General features: G+C 64.0%; 2 protein-coding genes. Both read right to left on the reverse strand.

The features are described 5' to 3' along the window. Positions 1-110: 110 nt before the first annotated feature. A complete protein-coding gene (locus ACTS2Z_RS01440; RefSeq protein ID WP_442571454.1) occupies positions 111-422 on the reverse strand; it encodes a P-II family nitrogen regulator in 312 nt (103 codons plus the stop codon). Positions 423-426: 4 nt separating this feature from the next. After that, positions 427-1,314, reverse strand: an 888-nt coding sequence (locus ACTS2Z_RS01445) for a sodium-dependent bicarbonate transport family permease (protein WP_442571455.1), incomplete at its 5' end; no start/stop codon positions are given.

A 1,314-nucleotide genomic window follows, 5' to 3' on the forward strand; every position in this document is an offset into this window, starting at 1 on the left:
CAAAGCGTTCGGCACGGAAGCGGGCAAAGCCCGCGTGCAGGCGGTCAGGTATCATGAGGGCGGTCTAGTCCCCGCTACCGGGGATCGCAAGCGGCGAGGTGCGCATCCCTCTAGAAACGGTCACCGCGCACCACCTGTACGTCTGACACCATGACAATGCCGATCTGGCGTTCCAGCAGTGCGTAAACGCTGTCGAGAACCGTATCGAGCACAGCGGGATCGATGACGGTCAGGACCATCACCATGCGCCCCGCCTCGGTGATCTGTCCCTCGCGCGCCCAGTTGCCATTGCGCCCCTGTCCGGATTTCGCCGGCAAGACCGTCCAGCCTTTCACGCCCGCCTTGCGCAGCACGCTTTCAAGGCGCGGCACAGCAGGCATTTCAATGATGATCTCAAGGCGTTTTTTCAGGCTGGTCTGCATGTGCCTAGACTCCCGCACCGGTCACGAGCCGGGCTAGCCAGAAATAGAGCGGAATGCCCGCCACCAGGTTGAAGGGGAAGGTTATGCCGAGAGAGAGGGTAAGGGAAATGGCTGGGCGTGCCTCCGGCAAGGCAAGGCGCAAGGCGGCCGGCACAGCGATGTAACTCGCCGAGGCGGCAAGTGTCATGAGAAGGCCCAGACTGCCCGCATCCAGCCCGGCAAGGAGGCCGACGCCCATCCCCGCCAGCGCGCCGATAAGCGGCATGTAAAGGCCAAAGCCGATGACGCCGGGACGCAGGACGCGCCAGTTGCGAAGCAGGCCCCGCCCCGCAACCAGCCCCATGTCCAGCAGGAAGAGGCAGAGCACGCCGCGGAAAATGTCGTTGAAGAAGGGCGAAACCGCCTCCATGCCGCGCGGCCCTGTCATCCAGCCGATGAAGAAGGCCCCGATCAGCAGCACGATCGAACCATTCACCGCAATTTCCTTCAGCACCTCCATGCGCCCTTCGGGCTTCGCCGAAGCACCCTTCGTGGCGCGCGCCGCAGTGCCGGCAAGGATCAGCGCGGTGATGATGGCCGGCGCTTCCATGGCCGCAGCGACAGCCACCATGAAGCCTTCACCGGGGATTTGCAGAAACCTTGCAGCATCGCTGGCGGCAATGAAGGTAACGATGGAAATCGAGCCGTAATGGGCGGCAATGGCAGCTGCATCAATGCGCCCGACCTTCGTCGTCAGCATCAGCAGGCCAAAGCCCAGCACCGGCAGGAGCGCGGAGAGCACAATGCCAGACAGGATGGCCCCGCCGACCGTCCAGCTGAGCTCCCCGGCGGCCATTTCCGCCCCGCCCTTGAAGCCGATCGCCATGACCAGATAGAGCGAGAGCGCCTTGGC

Source organism: Glycocaulis sp. (genome assembly GCF_052168375.1).
Taxonomy (GTDB): Bacteria; Pseudomonadota; Alphaproteobacteria; order Caulobacterales; family Maricaulaceae; genus Glycocaulis.